The organism is Rhodoferax sp. (assembly GCF_018063565.1).
GTDB lineage: Bacteria > Pseudomonadota > Gammaproteobacteria > Burkholderiales > Burkholderiaceae_C > Rhodoferax.
In genome coordinates this window covers 1-14,973 of sequence record NZ_JAGPBB010000082.1, presented here as the reverse complement: position 1 = coordinate 14,973, position 14,973 = coordinate 1, and the positions used below count along the sequence as shown (strand labels likewise).

Below are 14,973 nucleotides of genomic sequence, written 5' to 3'. Positions count from 1 at the left end.
GCGGCGCTGGAGCTGGTCGGCCTGCTACAGTATGCAGACCGGCGGCCCAGCCAGCTCTCCGGTGGGCAGCAGCAACGTGTGGCGTTGGCGCGCACCGTGGTGATCGAGCCCAAACTGCTGCTGCTCGACGAGCCGCTGTCGAATCTGGACAAAAACCTGCGTGTGCAAATGCGCGAAGAACTCAAGAACCTGCAGCGCACGCTGGGTCTGACCACCATTTTTGTTACGCATGACCAGGAAGAAGCCATGACCACCGCCGACCGCATGGCCGTGCTCGACAAAGGCGTGCTGCAGCAAATCGGCACCGCCACCGCCCTGTTTGACTACCCGGCGAATCGCTTTGTGGCGGGCTTTGTCGGCACTGCCAATCTGGTCGATGGTGCGGTGACGCATGTGAATGGTGAAACCCTGACGTTTCAGGCCGATGGTGTGGGTGCGCTGGTGATGGCGCGCAGCAACGACACACCGCCCGTGGGCAAGGCGACGCTGGCCTTCAGGCCACACACGGTGAGTATCCGCGTGCGTGATGAACATGTGGATGCCTCACGCACCTGGCTGGAGGGGCGGGTCGAGAGCTCGGAGTTTCTCGGTGAATCGTCGCGCTACCGGGTGCGCGTCGGTGAGGCAACGATTGTGGCGAACCAGCCGCACTACTCAGGTCTGGCGCTGTTTCAGCCCGGGGCCGAGGTGCGCTTAGGGATCGAGGCCACGCAGGCGCGCTTGCTGGCAGGCTGATACGACGGATTTTGATCGCCTGACCGGTGGAAATCTACCAACTGCGCGCTTTTGTCACCGTGGCCAAAATTGGCCACCTGACGCGCGCTGCTGAGGTCTTGCACTTGACGCAACCTGCAGTCACGGGCCAGATCAAGGCACTTGAAGAAGAACTGGGCGTTGCGCTGTTTGACCGACGCCCCGGGCGCATTGCGCTCACGCGCGCCGGTGAACGACTGTTGCCCGAGGCCGAAGCCGTGCTCGGTGCCGCGGGTTCCCTGCTGGGTCGTGCACGCGAACTGCAGGGTGAACTATCTGGCGCGTTGGTGATTGGCACAGTGGGTGATCCGGACTCCTTGCGCCTGGGCTCTTTGCTGGGTGGTCTGGTGGCCGCGCTGCCGTTGCTGGAGATCAAAACCCGCATGGGTGATGCCGAGGCGCTGCGTGAGGCGGTGACCACGTCTGCCTTGCAAGCGGCGTTCTACATTGGTCCTCACATTCCGCGTGATGTGCTGGGCCTGGCTTTGCAAACCCTTCAGTTCAGGGTGACGGCACCCACATCGCTGCGCGATCGGGTGCTGCACGCCGGCTGGCGCGAAATTGCCGACATGCCCTGGATTGGTGCGCCCCACGCCAGCCATGCCCAAACCTTGCTGCGCGATCTGTTCGCGCGCCAGGGCCTGCTGCCCAATATTGCTCTGGAGTCCGACGATGCGTCTGCGCCCTTGAGCCTGGTGCGCGCCGGGGTTGGCTTGGCATTGCTGCGTGAAGATGTGGCCGTCAAGGCGGCTGAACGTGGCGAGGTCATCGTCTGGCCACACACGCGGGTGGCGGCGCTGTTGAGCTTCATTTACCCTAAGACCGCAGAGCACGACCCGGCCATCATCGCCACGCTGCAAGTGCTGCGCAACGTCTGGGGTTTGCAGCCACGATAAATGCTGACGATGCGGCCATTCAAACCCCTGGTGGCGGTCTGATATGAACCGCAGTTCCATATTGTCCGCCGTCTGCCGTGTGTGTGGTGACCCGGTGCCGGTGGCACCGCTTGCCTTGGTATCGTCGCCACGTGCAACGCAACCCTGCTGCGCGGATACGCATTGCCGGCAAGTGCTGAAGCGTGGTGACGACATGGACGCCGGGACGTTTGATGTCTATCTTGCGCTGCAGGCGCGGGCGACGCGTGCCCGGCGGGCACAAAGCGCGCGCCTGGTCGCAGCGCGCCAGCAACAGGCATTGGACGACGTGCGTGGTTTCGATGCCATCCAGTCGCAACTGGCATCTCAGAACCGCTGTGCGTCCGAGCCAACCTGGCGCGTGGTGTTGCCCAGTGGCCCCGTGCAATCTGCGCCGTTGCCGCGGGAACGCCGACGCCGCTACCTTGCCCATTTAATCAGCATCATCCGTGGTGCCGAGCGATTGCCAAGCGATAGCCCAGCGGCAGAGTCGGGGGCTGAATTCGCCACCACCACCGGTCAGTACGGAACACTCACCACGCACTTGTGCGCGGTTTGCCGGGGTGGCTGTTGTACCGGAGGCGCCGAAACTGGCTACCTGCAATCCGATTCCATGCAGCGATTCCTGACCTTGCATCCGGGCTATACGGTACGGCAAATCTTGCGCACCTACTTGGGGTATCTGCCAAGAGTCAGCATGGTGGGAGGTTGTGTCAACCAGACGGCGACTGGCTGCGCGCTACCGCGGGCACTGCGGTCTAGCGGATGTAACCAGTATGTGTGTGGTCCCATGGCGGCAGCCCAAAAGCGCGAGTCTGACGCCCCGCCTTTGCAAGTCATGTGGGTGCTTCAACGCCGCCTGGACCATTGGCAGCAACAGCGCAGCCTGGCGGACAACCCCGTGGTTGGCGCGGCGCTCGTGCAACCGCACGGCTTTGTCCGACTTGATCTGGACACGTCAGCGCCGTCCCTTGAGGCCGGATGACTGACGTAAACTGCGCGTTTCATTGCCCTCTTGCCCGCGCCGATTTGTATGAAACTTGTTCAACTGGGTCAAAGTGACCTCTTCGTGACCCCCATCTGCCTGGGCACCATGACCTTTGGTGAGCAGGTGGATGAAGCCACGTCATTTGACATCCTCGACCGCGCGCTGGCGCGTGGCGTCAACTTCATCGACACCGCCGAGATGTACGCCGTGCCGCCCAGGGCCGAGACCTTTAACGCGACCGAGAAAATCATCGGCAACTGGCTGGCCAAACGCCCGGGGGCCCGGCAAAAGCTGGTGATCGCGACCAAGGTCGCCGGCCCAAGCCGCGCCATGAAGTGGATCCGCAACGGCAGCCTGGATCTCACGGGTGCCGACATCATCGCCGCCTGCGACGGCAGCCTGCAACGTCTGAAGACCGATGTCATCGACCTTTACCAGATTCACTGGCCGGTACGCAGCGTACCGATGTTTGGCGGGCTGTATTACCAGCGTGGGGACGAGCCGGGCACGTCGATCCATGCGCAACTGGAGGCGCTCGGCCAATTGGTGAAGGCGGGCAAGGTGCGCGCCGTGGGCTTGTCCAATGAAACGCCTTACGGGGTACACGAGTTTGTGCGCCTGGCCGAGCAGCACGGTCTGCCCCGGGTGGCCAGTGTGCAAAACGGCTACAGCCTCCTTAATCGCAGCGTAGAGAACGCGCTGGACGAAACCCTGCACCGCCTCCATGTCGCGCTGCTGGCGTACTCCCCCCTGTCGTTTGGTTTGCTGACCGGCAAGTTTGATCAGACCGGTCTGACCGGGCCGGGGGCACCGTCCAAGGCCAGATTGACCCAATTCGAGTCGACCCGAAAACAGCGCTGGGGTCGACCGGAAGCGCTGGAGGCAGCCAAGCGCTACAGTGCCCTGGCACGCGCGCATGATCTCACACCACTACAGATGGCGCTGGCGTTCTGTTATACGAAATGGCAGGTGACCAGTACCATCATCGGGGTGACCGGTGTGGCGCAGCTCGACGAATGCCTGGCTGCTTGGGGCACGCCTTTGTCGGCAGAGCTGCAGAGCGAGATCGATGTGATCCGCTGGCAGATGCGTGACCCGGCGCAGTAAGGTTGCCCAGGCGAGGGAGGCTGATGGCCAAGAAGGAACACGTCTCGGAAACGCCCGCGACCCAGTGTCTCAAGGCGGCACAGGTGGCGTTCACCGAGCACCCCTACCCCTATGTCGAGCATGGTGGTGCGCAGCATAGTGCTGCCGTGTTGGGTTGGGACCCCTTTCATGTGGTCAAGACGCTGATCATGCAGGATCAGGACGGCAAACCCCTGGTGGTTTTGATGCATGGCAATCGCAAAGTGTCGACCAAAAATCTGGCGCGGCAGATTGGTGCCAAGGCGGTTGAGCCTTGTGCGCCTGAGGTAGCCAACCGGCATAGCGGCTATCTGGTAGGGGGAACATCACCGTTCGGCATGCGGCGTGCGATGCCGGTGTACGTGGAGGCAAGCATTCTGGAGCTGCCCAAGATCCTGCTGAATGGTGGTCGTCGTGGCTATCTGGTCGGAATCGATCCGCGGGTTTGCCAGAATCTGCTCGGTGCCCAGGCGGTACAGTGTGCCCTGAGTCTCAATGACTGAGCGGTGTCTGGACTGGCAAAATACGCAGATACCCACGATGACGGGTCAACAGGAGCTGATTTGGAACTGATGCATGGATTGTTACCCGCTATAGCCACTTTGGCGGCGTACCTGGTCGGGTCTTTGTCGTTTGCGGTGATTGTCAGCCGCGCGATGGGGCTGAGCGACCCGCGCACTTTTGGCAGCAAGAATCCCGGTGCGACCAATGTGTTGCGCTCGGGCAGCAAAGCTGCTGCCATTTTGACGCTGATGCTCGACGCTGCCAAGGGCTGGCTGCCGGTGATGCTGGTGCGCTGGTTTGGCAAACCCTACGGTTTGGAGGATGGCACCGTGGCCATGGTCGGACTGGCGGCGTTTTTGGGGCATCTGTACCCGGTGTTTTTCAGGTTTGTTGGGGGCAAGGGTGTGGCCACGGCGCTGGGGGTCTTGCTGGGGCTCAATGCCTGGCTGGGCGTGGTAACCCTGCTGATCTGGCTGGTCACAGCGGCGTTGTTTCGCTATTCTTCGTTGGCGTCCATTGTGTCTGCCCTGCTGGCACCGGCGGTTTATGCGCTTGGCGGCGGCGATGGGTGGTTTGTCAGCAAAAGTATTGCCTTTGGCGTGGTGCTGATGTCACTTTTGTTGCTATACCGCCATGCCGAGAACATCAATCGACTTGTTCGGGGTACCGAGTCCAGGTTGGGCAAAAAACCAGTGGCCGACCCGGTCGTTGCGGCGTCGCCCCATGGGCACCGGCATGAGGCCCGTCATGGGCACAAAACCCATTCACACGGCAAGCACTCATGATGAAACTTTGCATCCTTGAAAACGACCACCTTGACCCGTTGGTTGAACCCATTTATCGAGGTTACGGTGCCATGTTTGAGCGTCTGTTGCGTGACGCGGGTGCCACCGGCGAATTTGACATCTTCAACACCGTCAGGGGGGAGTATCCGGCGTCGTTTGATGCGTATGACGCGGTGCTGCTCACCGGTAGCCGGGCCGACTGCTTTTCACAGGAACCCTGGGTGCTGACACTGCGCGCCAAGGTCGAAGCGCTGCTGAAGACCCAAAAAAAGTTGATCGGTGTCTGCTTTGGTCATCAACTGATTGCACTTTGCCTGGGTTCGAAGGTCGGCCGGGCACCACAGGGCTGGGGTGCCGGGCGTATGCAGTACCAGTGGCTTGCGCCGGATTGGCCGGGTGCGCAGGGGCGCCAGGAGATTGCCTTGCTGGCCAGCCACCAGGACCAGGTGTTCGATCTGCCCAGTGGTGCCCGCTTGCTGGCGACCAGCGCATTTTGCCCGGTCGCGGCGTTTTCTCTGGACGAACAGGTCTTGTGTGTGCAGGCCCACCCGGAGTTCGTTGAAGACTACAGTGCTTTTCTGCTCAACAAACGGCGCCAGGTTCTGGGAGAAGAAAAGTTCACCGATGCGATGCAGGGTCTGACGCGCGGCCACGAAGGTGCCGCCGTGGCACGCATGATGCTCGGTTTTATCGAGGATCGATAGCGTCTATTCGGATTCAGACCATTTCAAAACGGTCGCCATCTCGGTGCCATCAAGGGGGCGGGCATTGCCAAACCCTGCGACGTGCCGGGCGGCGGTGACCTTGATTGCAAAAAAACTGAAATCACCCAGTTCCGTGATGGGTTCGGCTTCAGGAAAACGTGCCAGGTAAATTGCTCGTGCTAACTGCCAGGCCGGGCTTTGCACTGGCAGGCGCTGCGCGGCACCTGTCATCGACACGCGGGGCAATGCGTGTACCGGTTCAGCGGGGGTTTCCGCTTGCATCACCATCATCGACACCGTCGGTTGACTGAGCAGATTTCGTGTGTGGGGTGCCAGCAGGCTGACATGGATGATGAGTTGGGCACTGTCCCGGTCCACGGCAAAGGGTACCATGGACACAAAAGGCTGGCCATCGACGTCCAATGTGCCCAAAGCCGCCACCCGATGCGTCTGCAGCAGTGAGTGCAGGGCGCGGTCGAGGCGGGGCTGGTGGGGCGTGTTCATGGGCTTTGGCTGCCCAACTGCAAAATGAGGTGGTGGTTGAGGCGCTCCTGTAGCGCCGCCGCCGGCAGCGCCGACCGGATCACCGGGCTGCCGGAGGCGGTACGATGAAGGCGGGGCGGGCGAACCAGAGCGCCCTTGGCGTCAACCACAATCCCCACGTCGGGCATATTCAGTGTGTCGCTGCGGCGTGTGACGGCGGCCAGTTCCTGATTGTCCAACGCGACAAAGGTGCCGGGTGGATAGGCCCCCACAATGCGTACCAGCGTTTGCCCGACCGATCGGTCCGGAGTGGCCTGGCTGTGCATGATGTTCTGCGCAGATTCGGCGGCGCTGCGTCCCTCACGCGACTGACGTGGGCTGATCATGGCAGCGTAGCGGTCCACCACATGGAGAATGTGGGCCAAGCGATGCGCCGGGACCATGGCAGCCAGATCCACGCCGTCGGAGTCTTCCGGGTGATGCAAGCGGATGGTTTCCAGCCACAGTTCGTCGCTGATGCCCAGTTTGGCCAGTTCCCGCGCACTGTCGAGGGCATGGGTGCGTATGGCCTTCTGCTGTTCGGTACTGGGTTTGTGGGTCTGTACGGCCAGTTCATCCTGCAGCGCCGTCATGGAAATATTCATGGTCAGCGCAGCACGGACAAGGCTATTTCGCTCTGCTTCAGGTAGCGAGTATTCGACCGAGATCAAATGGCATAGCACCGCACACACCAGCGAATGCGAAGCACTGTACCCGACCGGCGAGATGATCGCCAACTGAAAAAGCAGGTAAAGGCCGACATCAGTGTCGTGAACCAGCAGGTCCTGCAACCAGTGGTCATACTGCTCGACGCGCTGACGCAGTTCCTGCACGCTGTCGGGATGACCGAGTAGCAGACCCAGTCCGGATTCCAGGTCTGACCACAAACCCAGCAGGTCTTCGTACTCGTCCTCGGTTTTGACGATCAGACTCATGGTTTCGCTGTGCGCACAGTGACCCGTGGCGGGATTCAGTCACGAAAGTTGTCAAAACTCAGCGGCATCTCGGCGATCTCCTTGCGTATCAAGGCCATCGCACTTTGCAGGTCGTCGCGCTTGGCACCGGACACCCGCAGTTTGCCATCCTGAATGGCGGCCTGTACCTTGAGTTTGCTGTCCTTGATATGGCGCTGGATCTTCTTGCCTAGCTCGGTCTCAATGCCATCTCGCACCTTGATGACCTGTTTGACCTTGTCGCCGCCCATCTTCTGAACGTCGCCTTTGTCAAGAAAGCGCACGTCCACATTGCGCTTGGTCAGTTTGTTGCGCAGAATGTCCTCGATTTGCGTGAGCTGAAAGTCGGCATCACCGACCAGGATGATCTCCTTGTCTTTCAACTCAACGGCGGCGGGCGTGCCTTTAAAGTCAAAACGTGTGCCGATTTCCTTGGCGGTGTTTTCAACGGCATGTTTGACGTCAACCATGTTGGCTTCGCAAACGGTATCAAAAGATGGCATGGATGATTCACAGGTTGGCGCAGGGCGTGCCGGTCACAACGCGCTGCGGGAATGACTAAACGCCTGTACCGGTCAGGCGACAATGCCGCCATGTTAGTCCAGAAAAACCATCCGCTGCAGGCGCTCAACAGCTTTCACATGGTGGCGCGCGCCGAGCATCTGCTGCGCATCACCGATCCGAGCGATGTGTTGCGCCTGCTTGCAGACCCCCGCTGGGTCGATGAACCCAAGTTTGTGCTGGGTGGCGGCAGCAATATCGTTTTGACGGGCGACCTGAAGGCCTTGGTACTCAAGGTCGAGATCATGGGGCGCCGGTTGCTGGGAGAAACCGGCAAGTGCTTCCTGGTCGAAGCCGGTGCGGGAGAAAACTGGCATGATTTTGTGGAGTGGACGCTGGGGCAGGGCTGGCCCGGGTTGGAGAACCTGGCCATGATCCCGGGCACGGTGGGGGCGGCGCCGGTGCAGAACATTGGCGCCTATGGTGTGGAACTGCAGGATCGGTTTGACTCGCTGGACGCCATCGACCTACAAACCGGCCGTCTGTTCACGCTGGATGCAGCCCAATGTGCCTTCGGTTACCGCGACTCTGTCTTTAAACATAGCAGCTCAGCCAATCCAGATATGGGGCAGAAGGCAATTGGGCTCAAAAACCGGGCGTTGATACTGCGCGTGCGCTTTGCGTTACCCAAGGTCTGGAAGGCGGTGCTGGGCTACGCAGATATTGAGCGCAAGATGCAGGAGTTGGCGTGCAGCGCACCCACGGCGCGGGAGTTGTTTGCGTGGATTTGCGAGATTCGCCGCAACAAGTTGCCCGACCCGGCGGTGGTGGGCAATGTCGGCAGCTTTTTCAAGAACCCTACGGTGAGCCCCGAACAGTGTGCCGACATCATTGCGCGTGACCCGAAGCTGGTGTTTTACCCTTTGCCGGACGGCAGCTTCAAACTGGCGGCTGGCTGGTTGATTGACGCCTGTGGTTGGCGTGGCAAATCGATCGGACAGGCCGGTGTGTATGAAAAACAAGCTTTGATACTGGTCAATCGCGGTACACCAGCGGGTCAGGACAGTGCCACCGGCGGCGAAGTGATGACACTGGCGAAAGCCATCCAGACCAGTGTTTACGAGCGATTTGGGATCTTTCTGGAACCAGAACCCGTGGTGCTTTGACGGGTTGACCCTCGAAGCATTTACTTCAGCGTCAGGATCCAGGTCGCCAACTGTTTTGCCTCGGCCTCATTGACCTGTGGGTTGGCGGGCATTGGTACAACCCCCCAAACACCAGAACCCCCTTGGCGAATTTTGCCGGCGAGCTTGCCTGCGGCGTCCTGCCCGGCGTACTTCTTGGCGATGTCCTTGTAGCCTGGGCCCACCACCTTGTTGTCGACTGCATGACAGGCCAGGCAGTTCTTCTTTTTGGCCAGATCAGCATCCGCCAGCGCCGGGGTGGTGAGCGCAGTGCAGGACAGCAAGGCGAGCAGCAGGCGTTTCATGGGGGTGTCCTTTGGAAAATGGGTTAGAGTGGCAGCGGCGCATTGTAGAGAGGATGCTTGCACGGTTCATTGGTGCTGTCGGTTTGACATTGGAGCGACTATGTATTTGCTGGGTTTGGGTCTGGTGTTGCTGGCATTGAAATATCTTGCCATCGGCGTGGTGGCGAACTGGTCGTGGTGGCTGGTGTTGTCGCCATTTGCCGCGGCGGTGGCCTGGTGGGCCTGGGCCGACAACACCGGCTATACCAAACGCAAAGCCATGGAGCGTGACAACAAACGGCGCGATGAACGCCGCGCCCGCACCAAGGCAGCGCTGGACGCCAATTTCGAGAAGCGGCGTCGCTGAAAGTGGCAGACCCACACGCCCCCATTTTTGGGTGCCTGGTTCATAATCGCCAGCTTGTTTTTGCCTTGTCCACCACTTATTGACCCATTCACCATGCCTGTTTACCGCTCCAAAACCTCCACCGCTGGCCGCAATATGGCCGGTGCCCGCTCCCTGTGGCGCGCCACCGGCATGAAAGACGGCGACTTCAGCAAACCGATCGTCGCCGTGGTCAATTCGTTCACCCAGTTTGTGCCGGGCCATGTGCACCTGAAAGACCTCGGGCAACTCGTCGCCCGCGAGATCGAAGCGGCCGGCGGTGTGGCTAAAGAGTTCAACACCATCGCCGTGGATGACGGCATTGCCATGGGGCACGACGGCATGCTGTATTCGTTGCCGAGCCGCGACATCATTGCCGACAGCGTGGAGTACATGGTGAACGCGCATTGTGCCGATGCCATGGTATGCATCAGCAACTGCGACAAGATCACGCCCGGCATGCTGATGGCGGCGATGCGCATCAATGTTCCGGTGGTGTTTGTGTCAGGCGGGCCGATGGAAGCTGGCAAAACCCGGCTGCTGAACCCGACGACGCAGACATTCGAGATTAAAAAACTTGACTTGGTCGACGCCATGGTGATGGCGGCGGACGCCAGTGTGTCGGATGAGACCGTGGCCGAGGTGGAGCGCTCGGCTTGCCCCACCTGCGGGTCTTGCTCAGGCATGTTTACCGCCAACTCCATGAATTGTTTGACCGAGGCGCTGGGGCTGTCCCTGCCCGGTAACGGCACGGTGGTGGCAACACATGCTGACCGCGAGCAATTGTTTAAGCGTGCGGGCCGCCTGATTGTGGACCTGTGTCAACGCTTTTACGAGCAGGAGGACGCAACTGTGTTGCCGCGCTCGGTGGGATTCAAGGCGTTCGAGAACGCCATTGCGCTGGACATTGCCATGGGCGGCTCGACCAACACCATTCTGCATATTTTGGCGATTGCACAAGAGGCCGGCATCAACTTCACGATGGCCGATATCGACCGCCTGTCGCGTAGCGTGCCGCAGTTGTGCAAGGTGGCGCCAAACACCCAGAAGTACCATATTGAAGACGTGCACCGCGCAGGCGGCATCATGGCCATTCTGGGCGAACTGGACCGTGCCGGCAAGTTGCATACCGACGTGCCCACCATTCACGCCAAAACTATGAAAGATGCGCTGGACCAATGGGACATTGCCCGCAGCCCCAGCGCCGAGGTGCAACTTTTTTACAGCGCCGGCCCTGGCGGCGTGCCGACCCAGTTGGCGTTCAGCCAAGCCAGTCGGTGGCCCAGCCTGGATGTTGACCGGGCTGAGGGCTGCATTCGCTCCGGCGCACATGCTTTTTCGCAAGAAGGGGGTCTGGCGGTGCTGGCAGGCAATATTGCGCTGAACGGCTGTGTGGTCAAGACAGCTGGCGTGGACGATGCGCTGATGGTGTTTGAGGGTCCGGCACGGGTGTTTGAGTCGCAAGACGAGGCGGTCGAGCGCATTTTGGGCGACCAAGTGCAGCCCGGTGATGTGGTGATCATCCGCTACGAGGGCCCCAAAGGCGGCCCTGGCATGCAGGAAATGCTCTACCCGACGTCGTACATCAAATCGAAGGGCCTGGGCAAAGCCTGCGCGCTGCTGACGGACGGGCGATTTTCGGGCGGTACCTCGGGCTTGTCGATTGGCCACGCGTCGCCCGAAGCGGCAGCAGGGGGTGCCATTGGCTTGGTGCGTGATGGTGACCGTATCCGCATCGACATCCCCAACCGCAGCATCAACGTGCTGGTGTCGGACGATGAGCTCGCGCAGCGCCGGGTCGCGCAAGACGCCTTGGGCTGGAAGCCTGCCAAACCGCGCCCTCGCAAGGTCTCGGCGGCTCTTAAGGCCTACGCCAAACTGGTGATGTCGGCTGATAAGGGCGCGGTGCGCGATCTGTCTTTGCTTGACGATTGACGGCAAGATTGCTGTCAGTTTGCTCAATTGATATATTTACCATAGCTGTTCCCGCTTTATTCATAAGGGCTACAGTCCAATAATCTCTCAAGATAGTTCGTTGTGATTGGGCTTGACCCAGCGCAAGACGTCAAGCGCAGGGGTGGCCGGACTGCCATGCCGCCGCACCGACTATCGGCGCTGGCTGTCGTTCGTCCTGTCATGGTTGCAGCCTGTCGCATCGCGCTGGTCAGGCGGCAGCGTGCAAGATACCGTCGATTGAGGTAACCTGCCGAGCCAGCCCAATCAGCCCTGTCGCACTTCATTGTTTTTTTATCATCCAACAACATGACAGCAAGTACACAAATCGATCGAATCACGCCCCCTCGGCGCCGCTTGCCGGTGTGGTTGGGTGCGCTGGCGCTGCTGCTTGTGGTGGGCGCCGGTACGTTTTTTTATACCAAAAACGGTGCGGCCAAGGCTGACGAGGCTGGCAAGAAGGAGAGCGCCCCCGTAACGCTTGAGTTTGCCCCTGGCGACGTGGCCAGGGTGGTGGCGCAGCCGTTGGCGCATCGCATCGCCATCAGTGGCTCACTCGCTCCCACCACCCAGACCACGGTCAAGGCCAGCGTGAGCGGCGAGGTGCAGCGAGTGCTGGTGCGAGAAGGGCAGGCGGTGCGTCAGGGCGAGATCCTGGCTGATATGGAAACCACCGACGCCCGCTCGCGCTTGGAGGCCGCCCTGGCTGACCAAGCGGAGCGCCGCGCCCGGCTGGACATTGCGGCGCGCAACCGCGACACCAACCAGACGTTGCTTAAACAGAACTTCATTTCGCAAAACGCCTTCGATCAGCTGCAAAGCACCTATCAGGCGGCGTTGGCGGCGGTGCAGTGGGCCGATGCCCAGGTGAAACTGGCGCGCCAGAGCATTGCCGATGCCGTGGTGCGCGCGCCGATGTCAGGTGTGGTGGCCAAACGCCTGGTCAATGGCGGCGAACGCTTGGCGCCCGATGCGCCGATGTTTCAGCTGGTGGATTTGTCGCGCCTGGAGCTTGACGCCACGGTGCCTGCGTCTGATGTGGCGCAAATCACGCCCGGGCAGGGCGTGCAATTTACCGTTGATGGCTTTGGGGGGCGCCAGTTTGAAGGCAAGGTTGAGCGCATTAACCCGATGACCGAGCCGGGCTCACGCGCCATCAAGCTGTTTGTCTCGGTGCCCAACGCCGATGCGAGTTTGCGCGGCGGCATGTTTGCCCAAGGGGTGGTGACGGTGTCGCAGTCGGCCAGCGCGCCGGTGGTGCCTTTGAGTGCGGTGTTTGAAGAGGCTGGGCAAAGCTATGTGTTTGCTATACAAGACGGCAAGCTGGCCAAGCAGGCGGTGCGACTGGGTTTCCGGGACGAGTCTGGCGGCTTGGCTGAGGTCAGCAGCGGCTTGACGGTTGGGGCGACTGTGGTGCGCATCCGCATGGCGGGGCTCAAGGTGGGTACTCCTGTGGTGATGCCAGCAGCACCCGTTGCCTCCTGAAAGCGGCTTATGTGGATCACTAAAACCAGCATCAACCAGCCCGTTTTTGCCACCATGGTGATGCTGGCACTGATGCTGTTGGGCATTATTTCGTACAACCGGCTGGGTGTGGAGCAGATGCCCGATGTGCAGGTGCCGGGCATCTGGGTTCAGGTGCAGTACCCGGGCGCCTCGCCTGAGCAGGTCGAGGCAGATCTGGTCAAGCCGATGGAAGAGGCGGTGAACACCATTACTGGGGTGCGCACGCTGTATGGCAATGCGTTTGAGAGCCGAGGCGAGTTGTGGGTTGAGTTTGAGCTGGCCACCGACATGACCAAAGCGGTGCAGGACGTGCGCGACAAGGTGGCGCAACTGCGCCCCGCTTTTCCCAAGGACGCCAAGGACCCCTTGATTGTGCGAGGGCAGTTTGATGGGGCCGAGCCGATCTCGACCTATGCGGTGATGTCCAAAACCCGAAGCCTGCGTGAGCTGTCGACCTTGACCGACCAGCAAATTGTCAAGCGGCTGCAGGGCGTGTCTGGGGTTGGGCAGGTGAGTGTGGGGGGGAGCGTGCAGCGCCAGGTGCAGATCCAGCTCAAGGCGCAGCAAATGCTGGCGTATCAGATTGGTATCGACGAGGTGCTGGGGGCGATTAGGGCGGTCAACCAGGACATGCCTGCGGGTAGCCTGCGTGCCGACACCCAGGAGCAACTCGTGCGCATCGAGGGCAAACTCAAGAGTGTGGAGTCGTTTGCCAAGATCATTGTGGCGCGTCGCGCTGGTAACCCGGTGCTGCTGGAGCAGGTGGCGAGCGTGACCGATGGCGAGCGTGAAGAGCAGTCGATTGGCCGCATCAACGGTGAGCCGGCGTTGACCCTGAGCATCTTCAAAACCCAGGACGCCAATCTGGTGGCGGTGGCCGATGAACTGGATCAAACCATTACCAAGTTGCGCAAACAGTTGCCGCCCGAGGTGGAAATCCGCGCGATCTCAGAAAACGCGAGTTACGTGAAGAGTTCTCTCAATGCCGTCAAGCACACCATCATCGAGGGTGGGTTGCTCACCATTTTGATTGTTTTCCTGTTTTTGCACTCGTGGCGCAGCACGGTGATTACCGGGGTGACGCTGCCAATCTCGGTGTTATCGACCTTCATTGCCATGTATGCCTTCGGCTTCACGATCAACGCGGTGACGCTGATGGCGCTTTCGCTGTGCATTGGCTTGCTGATTGACGATGCCATTGTGGTGCGCGAGAACATCGTGCGCCATGTCGGCATGGGCAAGAGCCACCTCGATGCGGCGCGCGATGGCACGGAGGAGATTGGCCTGGCGGTGCTGGCCACCACGCTGGCGATTTGCGCGGTGTTCATCCCGGTGGCGTTCATGAGCGGCATCATTGGGCGCATCTTTTTCCAGTTTGGCATTACCGTGACGGTGGCGGTGCTGGTGTCGCTTTTTGTCAGCTTCACGCTGGACCCCATGCTGTCTTCGGTGTGGAAAGACCCGGTGGCCACGCGATTTTCCAAGGTGCCATGGCTGGGGCGGGTGATGGAAGGGGTGGAGCACCGGGTGGACTGGTTGCACCAGGTCTATGGACGCCTGCTTAACCGGTGCTTGCAGCGGCGCAAGACGACCTTGGCGGTCGCGGGGCTGATTTTTGTTGGTAGTCTGGGGCTGGTGCCCTTGGTGGGCGGCGAATTTATGCCCAAGGCGGATCAAGGGGTGTTTTCGCTTAAGGTCAAGACCCCGGTGGGCTCAAGTCTGAGCTACACCGACGGCAAGATTCGCCAGGTGGAGGCAGCGATTCGCGACTTTCCTGAAATTGAGCTGATCAGCACCACCGTGGGTGGCGGCAGCCGCAACGAGGCTGAGTTGCTGGTAAAGCTGACCGACGCCAAAAAAACCGGCCGCCGCCCGCAAACTGAGGTCGAAAAAGCGGTGCGTGAGCGGCTCA

General features: G+C 60.7%; 16 protein-coding genes. 12 read left to right on the top strand and 4 right to left on the bottom strand.

Annotated elements, in window-relative coordinates:
- The 7 genes from KBF66_RS15660 to KBF66_RS15630 form a co-directional block, all read left to right on the top strand.
- The coding region (locus tag KBF66_RS15660) for an ABC transporter ATP-binding protein (protein ID WP_296659205.1) at positions 1 to 735 on the top strand (735 nt) is incomplete at its 5' end.
- A 26-nt stretch (positions 736 to 761) separates the two neighbouring features.
- Positions 762 to 1,649, top strand: a complete 888-nt coding sequence (locus tag KBF66_RS15655; RefSeq protein ID WP_296659198.1) for a LysR family transcriptional regulator — start codon at positions 762 to 764, stop codon at positions 1,647 to 1,649.
- Positions 1,650 to 1,692: 43 nt separating this feature from the next.
- The gene (locus KBF66_RS15650) at positions 1,693 to 2,652 is read left to right on the top strand and encodes a hypothetical protein (RefSeq protein WP_296659190.1); all 960 of its coding nucleotides are present in this window, start codon (positions 1,693 to 1,695) and stop codon (positions 2,650 to 2,652) included.
- A 48-nt stretch (positions 2,653 to 2,700) separates the two neighbouring features.
- Positions 2,701 to 3,762, top strand: coding sequence for an aldo/keto reductase (locus KBF66_RS15645; protein WP_296659187.1), 1,062 nt, complete (start codon positions 2,701 to 2,703; stop codon positions 3,760 to 3,762).
- A gap of 23 nt (positions 3,763 to 3,785) precedes the next feature.
- On the top strand, positions 3,786 to 4,283 hold the full coding sequence (locus KBF66_RS15640) for an aminoacyl-tRNA deacylase (RefSeq protein WP_296659184.1): 498 nt from the start codon (positions 3,786 to 3,788) through the stop codon (positions 4,281 to 4,283).
- Between the two features lie 69 nt (positions 4,284 to 4,352).
- Positions 4,353 to 5,069 carry a glycerol-3-phosphate 1-O-acyltransferase PlsY gene (gene plsY, locus KBF66_RS15635; RefSeq protein ID WP_296659212.1) on the top strand — a complete coding sequence of 239 codons (717 nt, stop codon included), beginning with the start codon at positions 4,353 to 4,355 and terminating at the stop codon, positions 5,067 to 5,069.
- Complete coding sequence (locus KBF66_RS15630; protein ID WP_296659179.1) at positions 5,069 to 5,773, top strand: amidotransferase; 705 nt, start codon at positions 5,069 to 5,071, stop codon at positions 5,771 to 5,773. The genes plsY and KBF66_RS15630 overlap by 1 nt, the downstream gene beginning before the upstream one ends.
- A 3-nt stretch (positions 5,774 to 5,776) precedes the next feature.
- On the opposite strand, the gene KBF66_RS15625 is transcribed toward KBF66_RS15630, so the two are convergent.
- The 3 genes from KBF66_RS15625 to KBF66_RS15615 are packed head-to-tail and all read right to left on the bottom strand — an operon-like array spanning position 5,777 to position 7,751.
- Positions 5,777 to 6,277 carry a pyridoxamine 5'-phosphate oxidase family protein gene (locus KBF66_RS15625; protein WP_296659176.1) on the bottom strand — a complete coding sequence of 167 codons (501 nt, stop codon included), beginning with the start codon at positions 6,275 to 6,277 and terminating at the stop codon, positions 5,777 to 5,779.
- On the bottom strand, positions 6,274 to 7,230 hold the full coding sequence (locus tag KBF66_RS15620) for a phosphodiesterase (protein WP_296659172.1): 957 nt from the start codon (positions 7,228 to 7,230) through the stop codon (positions 6,274 to 6,276). Before KBF66_RS15620 ends, KBF66_RS15625 begins: the two co-directional genes overlap by 4 nt.
- A gap of 35 nt (positions 7,231 to 7,265) precedes the next feature.
- Positions 7,266 to 7,751 carry a YajQ family cyclic di-GMP-binding protein gene (locus KBF66_RS15615; protein ID WP_296659167.1) on the bottom strand — a complete coding sequence of 162 codons (486 nt, stop codon included), beginning with the start codon at positions 7,749 to 7,751 and terminating at the stop codon, positions 7,266 to 7,268.
- 90 nt (positions 7,752 to 7,841) lie between these two features.
- Here KBF66_RS15615 and murB point away from each other — a divergent pair, with 90 nt between their 5' ends.
- Positions 7,842 to 8,915: a UDP-N-acetylmuramate dehydrogenase gene (murB, locus tag KBF66_RS15610; RefSeq protein ID WP_296659162.1), complete on the top strand. Its 1,074-nt coding sequence runs from the start codon at positions 7,842 to 7,844 to the stop codon at positions 8,913 to 8,915.
- A gap of 20 nt (positions 8,916 to 8,935) precedes the next feature.
- On the opposite strand, the gene KBF66_RS15605 is transcribed toward murB, so the two are convergent.
- Positions 8,936 to 9,238: a c-type cytochrome gene (locus KBF66_RS15605; RefSeq protein WP_296659157.1), complete on the bottom strand. Its 303-nt coding sequence runs from the start codon at positions 9,236 to 9,238 to the stop codon at positions 8,936 to 8,938.
- A 100-nt stretch (positions 9,239 to 9,338) separates the two neighbouring features.
- Between KBF66_RS15605 and KBF66_RS15600 the strand changes: the two genes are divergently transcribed.
- From KBF66_RS15600 to KBF66_RS15585, 4 genes are all read left to right on the top strand, one after another.
- Positions 9,339 to 9,584, top strand: coding sequence for a TIGR04438 family Trp-rich protein (locus KBF66_RS15600; protein ID WP_296659152.1), 246 nt, complete (start codon positions 9,339 to 9,341; stop codon positions 9,582 to 9,584).
- Between the two features lie 93 nt (positions 9,585 to 9,677).
- Complete coding sequence (gene ilvD / locus KBF66_RS15595) at positions 9,678 to 11,537, top strand: dihydroxy-acid dehydratase (RefSeq protein WP_296659146.1); 1,860 nt, start codon at positions 9,678 to 9,680, stop codon at positions 11,535 to 11,537.
- A gap of 327 nt (positions 11,538 to 11,864) precedes the next feature.
- On the top strand, positions 11,865 to 13,040 hold the full coding sequence (locus KBF66_RS15590) for an efflux RND transporter periplasmic adaptor subunit (RefSeq protein ID WP_296659143.1): 1,176 nt from the start codon (positions 11,865 to 11,867) through the stop codon (positions 13,038 to 13,040).
- Positions 13,041 to 13,049: 9 nt separating this feature from the next.
- A partial coding sequence (locus tag KBF66_RS15585) for an efflux RND transporter permease subunit (RefSeq protein ID WP_296659139.1) occupies positions 13,050 to 14,973 on the top strand: 1,924 nt, incomplete at its 3' end.

Excerpts from the sequence above, each read along its gene's own strand:
- KBF66_RS15620 (WP_296659172.1), bottom strand. The coding sequence starts at position 7,230 with ATGAGTCTGATCGTCAAAACCGAGGACGAGTACGAAGACCTGCTGGGT.
- KBF66_RS15630 (WP_296659179.1), top strand. The coding sequence starts at position 5,069 with ATGAAACTTTGCATCCTTGAAAACGACCACCTTGACCCGTTGGTTGAA.
- murB (WP_296659162.1), top strand. The coding sequence starts at position 7,842 with ATGTTAGTCCAGAAAAACCATCCGCTGCAGGCGCTCAACAGCTTTCAC.
- KBF66_RS15640 (WP_296659184.1), top strand. The coding sequence starts at position 3,786 with ATGGCCAAGAAGGAACACGTCTCGGAAACGCCCGCGACCCAGTGTCTC.
- ilvD (WP_296659146.1), top strand. The coding sequence starts at position 9,678 with ATGCCTGTTTACCGCTCCAAAACCTCCACCGCTGGCCGCAATATGGCC.
- KBF66_RS15600 (WP_296659152.1), top strand. The coding sequence starts at position 9,339 with ATGTATTTGCTGGGTTTGGGTCTGGTGTTGCTGGCATTGAAATATCTT.
- KBF66_RS15615 (WP_296659167.1), bottom strand. The coding sequence starts at position 7,751 with ATGCCATCTTTTGATACCGTTTGCGAAGCCAACATGGTTGACGTCAAA.
- KBF66_RS15625 (WP_296659176.1), bottom strand. The coding sequence starts at position 6,277 with ATGAACACGCCCCACCAGCCCCGCCTCGACCGCGCCCTGCACTCACTG.
- KBF66_RS15590 (WP_296659143.1), top strand. The coding sequence starts at position 11,865 with ATGACAGCAAGTACACAAATCGATCGAATCACGCCCCCTCGGCGCCGC.
- plsY (WP_296659212.1), top strand. The coding sequence starts at position 4,353 with ATGCATGGATTGTTACCCGCTATAGCCACTTTGGCGGCGTACCTGGTC.
- KBF66_RS15650 (WP_296659190.1), top strand. The coding sequence starts at position 1,693 with ATGAACCGCAGTTCCATATTGTCCGCCGTCTGCCGTGTGTGTGGTGAC.
- KBF66_RS15645 (WP_296659187.1), top strand. The coding sequence starts at position 2,701 with ATGAAACTTGTTCAACTGGGTCAAAGTGACCTCTTCGTGACCCCCATC.
- KBF66_RS15605 (WP_296659157.1), bottom strand. The coding sequence starts at position 9,238 with ATGAAACGCCTGCTGCTCGCCTTGCTGTCCTGCACTGCGCTCACCACC.